This is a genomic window from Nocardia farcinica, assembly GCF_029867845.1.
Taxonomy (GTDB): domain Bacteria; phylum Actinomycetota; class Actinomycetes; order Mycobacteriales; family Mycobacteriaceae; genus Nocardia; species Nocardia farcinica_A.
Genome location: NZ_JARWRU010000260.1, coordinates 1 through 4,695 on the forward strand (window position 1 = coordinate 1; position 4,695 = coordinate 4,695).

At 75.8% G+C, this 4,695-nt stretch carries 1 protein-coding gene; it reads left to right on the plus strand.

What is annotated here, in order from left to right; all coding sequences use genetic code 11:
* A partial coding sequence (locus tag QH283_RS05360) for an alpha/beta hydrolase (protein ID WP_280501901.1) occupies positions 1–4,695 on the plus strand: 4,695 nt, incomplete at both ends.

The following is a 4,695-nucleotide window of genomic DNA, read 5'->3' on the forward strand; positions in this document are numbered from 1 at the left end:
CCCGCCCCCCCCCCCCCCCCCCCGCCGCCCCCCCGGGGGGGCGCGCTTCGGACCCGCGCGGGGGGGATAATCCCGCCGCGGCCGGCCGCGCCGAACCCGAGGCCGACAGCGAAGCCGCGCCACCGACCCGGCGCAACTACGTGCTGCCCGAGAACGCGGGTCCGCCGTCGGATACCGAGTTCGGGGCAGCCGACTCGGCGCTGCGCGCCCTCGCCGAGCAGCGGGACGGCGCGGATCTCGCGGATCTCACCCACAGCGACGCCACCCGGTCGCGGACCCGGGCGGCGGAACTGGCCGAAGCCAACGCGCGGTGGTGGGATGCGCTGTCGCCGGAGCAGCGCGCGGCGATGATCCGGGTGCATCCCGAGACGATCGGACGCGCCCCCGGCATCGACGCGGTCTCCGCCGACGCCGCGAACCGTTTGCAGATCGCCAGGGAGATCACCGATCTGCTCGCCCTCGACTCGCTCTCGCCCGCCGAACGCACCCAGCTGTCCACCCTGCGCGCCACCGTGCGCGCGCTGGCGGCGGCACAGACGCAGGCGGCCGCAGATCCCACGGCCCCGGCGGTGCGCGTGCTGTTCTACGACTCCACCGCCTTCGGCGGGAAGGGCAGCGCGGCGATCGCTTTCGGCGATGTCGACACCGCCGATCGGATCGCCTGGCATGTCGGCGGCCGCGGCGTGTCGGTCGCCGCACTGGGACGAACACTCGATTCCGTGCTCGCGATGCACTCGGCCGCCGCGGGCAGTGCGCGCGACGGCGGAGCCACGGCGTCCATCGCCTGGGTGGGCTACGACGCGCCCGCCGCCAAGGGCCGGTTGCGCGGGCTCACGCTCGCCGGCGCCAGGGAAGGCGCCCACCTGCTGCTGCGCGACATCGCCTCGATCACCGCGTCCCGCTCGGCGCGGGCCGAGGACGGCGCGCGCCCCCGGCACACCGTCCTGGCGCACGACTACGGCGTCGATGTGACCGAGGCGGCCGGGCGCGCCGGCCGCCTCGCCGGCCTGGCCGACGACATCGTGCTCGCGGGCAGGCCGGACGACTCCCGCGTGCTCGCCCATCGTTTCGGCGACGAGGTGCGCGTCCACGCCGCCGCGGGCGGCGGCCCGCTGTACCGGACGATCGGCGCGCAGGTCCCCGACGGCGCGCGCCCGCCCGGCGGCGTGCCCACCGAGGCGCTGTACCGCATGGAGGCCGTCGTCGCCGGTCACGTCGGCGCCGCACCCCATCGGCCACCGGACACCGGCGCGGCCACCCCCGAGCGCCCCGCGCTGCGGCGCAACAACTGTGTCGAACCGGCGATGTGGCGGGTGGCCGCGCAGACCGGCAACCCGACGCTGGCCACCCCCGAACCGGGCTCGGTGGGGCCGGAGGGCGTGAGCTGGCGTCAGGTGCAGGACATGACCGGAGGGGAGCTGACACCGGTCGCGGGTGGCCGGGGACGGTCGGCGCACCAGGCGATCGCCGAGGGGCTGGCGCATCTCGGCGGGCGCTCGACCGTGCTGGTGGTCGATCAGAGCGCTTCGGTCGACGAACACGGTGTCGGCGCGCACGCCTACGTCATGTACTTCGACAGCGACACCGGCCGGGTCATGGTCGACGATCCGCTGCGCGGCGACCCGTTCGTCTTCGACCCGGACGACGCGCCACCCGCGAAGGCGACCTGGGGCGTCTTCTTCGGCGCGGACGGCGAACACCTGCGCCCGGCCACCGCGGTGCGCACCCCCGACGCGGACCCGCCGCGGGTCAGGCCGGAAACCGGCATCGGCGAGACGGATCGGGAAGGCGACGCCGAGCCGCCCGCGCCGGCGACCACCGACCATCCGACCACAGACCATCCGACCACAGACCAGCCGATCACCGACCACCCGATCACCGACGCCGAGGTCGACCTGGCCGCCGCGGCGGTGCGCGAACTCGGCGCGGACGCCGACCCCGCGGTGCTGCTGCACGACGATCGCCGCGGTCCGGCCGCCGACACCGCCGCCAGGGCACGGGCGCGCGACAACGCGCGGTGGTGGAGCCACCTCACCGAGGACCGGCGCACGGCGATGATCCGGGTGCATCCCGAGGTGGTCGGCAACGCCGACGGTCTGCCCGTCGAGGTCCGTGACCAGGCGAACCGCCTGGCACTTGAACGCGATCTGGCCTCCTTCCGCGCCCGCACCCCGGAACGCCTCGGCATGGGACAGCTGGTCAATCCCGAGATGAACCGCGCCGAGCCCGACCACCTGCGCAACATGATCCGCACCAGGGAGGCGCTGCTGCGGGCCGAGTCGCTGGCCGGCGCGCTCGACCCGGCGGTGCCGAGGCCGCCGGTGCGGCTGCTGGCCTACGACGCCACGAGTTTCGGCGGAAACGGCCGGGCCCTGGTCGCTTTCGGTGATCTGTCGCGAGCAGTCTCGGTCGCCTGGCACGTCCCCGACAGCGGCACCTCGCCGCGCGCCATCGGCTCGCACGTGACGGCCGTCGCCGCCCACTACGAGGCCACCGCGCGCGCCGCCGGTGACCGACCGGTGGCCGGCATCGCCTGGGTGGGCGCGCCGACCCCGGCACACCGCCTGACGCCCGGCGCCGACCGGCTCGCCAGGCACGGCGGCGATCTGCTGGTACGCGACCTGATCGGCTTCGACGCCACCAGGGCGGCGGCGCTGCCGCGCGGCGCGGAACCCGGGCACGTCAACCATCTGTTCGGCCATCGCTTCGGCGCGAACACCGTCGGCTACGCCGGGCACCGCGGCCGCCTGTCGGCGCTGGCCGAGACCGTCACGCTCGTCGGGACGAGGGAAGCGGGCCCGGTCACCACCGCGGCCGAATTCGGCCTCGGGCGCAATGTCTACGTCGCCACCTCCACCCGCGATCTGGCGGCCACGGTCACCTCGGTCCCGACCCGGCTCGCTGGCGCGCTGGGCGTGGTGCGCGGGGCCGATCCCACCGCGGCGGAGTTCGGCGCGCGCCCCGTGGTCGTGGACGACACGGACAACCGGCGAACGCCGGTCCGGGAGCTGTACTTCCACGCCGACCCCGAGGGCCGGATTCCCTCGCGGGCGCTGCGTGATCTGGGGCGCATCGCCGCCGGCGCCGAGATCGACGCCGGGCCTGCCCCTCGGTCGGGCGAGCCGGCCTCGGCGACACCGCGAGACGGCACCGCGCCCGTGCCCGCCGATCCGGCGGACGCGCGCCGCGACACCGAGCCGTCGCGCGATCGTGTGCCCAGCCGTGCGGAGCGCGCGCTGGCCGAGCAGGCCGTCGGGCAGTTGCGCACGCTGCTGCCCGAGGTGGCGACGACCGGGGTGAACCATCCCGAGGCACAGCTGCTGACGATGCTCGCGCGCACCGTGCCGCCCGCCGACGTGGTCGCCGCCGCCGCCCGCCGGGCCGAACTCAACGCCACCTGGTGGCACGGGCTCACCGACGCCGAACGGTCGGCGCTGGTGGTGAGCTTCCCCCGGGTGATCGGCAATGCCGACGGCATCCCGGCCGCCGACCGCAGCGTGGCCAACGAGCTGGCGATGGCCCGCGATCTGCGCCGGTTGGTCGAGATCGGCGACACCGGCGGGGCTCGGCCCGACCTGACGCCACGGCAGTGGCGGGAACTGCGCACCGTGGTGAACGCCCGCGACCAGCTGGCGGCCATCCGCCGCCGGGCGGGCGAGACCATCGGCTCCCCGCCGGTGCAGCTGGTGTCCTACGACCCCTCGGCCTTCGGCGGCAAGGGCAAGATCGTGGTCGCGCTCGGCGATCTCGACCACGCGCGGTCGGTGTCCTGGCATGTGGGCGGGCACGGGATCACCGCCGCCGATCTGGCCACCCGGATGACCTCGGCGCGCGCGCAATACGAGGTCACCTCGGGTCTGATGGCGTCCGAGGCCGACATCGCCTCGGTGGTCTGGATCGGCTACGACCACCCACGGCGCGCCCCCGAGGTGGGCAACACCCATCGCGCGCAGGTCGGCGGATACCTGCTCGCCCGCGACATCGCGGCATGGAACGCCACCCGGCCGGGGCCCGACGCCGCGACGGGCCGCGCGGTGACCGCCAACCACGTGATCGCGCACGGCTTCGGCGCGGTCACCGTCGGCTACGCGGGCGCGGACGCCAGGCTGGCCGGTCAGATCGACACGGTCACCCTGCTCGGTCCCACGGCGGTCGGCCCGATCCGCGTCGCCGCCGATTTCGGCATCGGCCCCGGCAATGTGTTCGTCGCCGCCGCGAGCGGTGACCGGACCGCGAATCCGGCGGCGCCCGTGCGGTTGTTGCGGCGCGGGCCCGGCGGTGACCCGTTGTCGGAGGAATTCGGCGCGCGCCGGGTGCAGGCCCGCTATCCCGACACCAGGGAGTTCGCCGGGCGCCGTGGGGCGCATCGCGGCTACCTCGCCCACGTCGACCCGCACGCGCGCATACCGACCGAATCGCTGGCCAATGTGGGACTGATCGCGGCGGGACGCGGCGACGAGGTGGCCACCCAGGACACGGCCCCCGTCCGGCCGGGCGGCGGCGCGCGTGTGGTGAGCGCCGCCGATGTGCGGGCCGCCTTCGACAGCGTGCACGCCCGCCCGCCCGCCCCGACGCCGCCGGTGGACGCGCTGCCGACCCGGGACGCGCGCTGGAGCGTCGACCGGCCGCTGCCGCCGGATGTCGCGGTCACCGACGCCGATCGCGCCCCGGCGCGACCGATCCTGGACCGGCTCG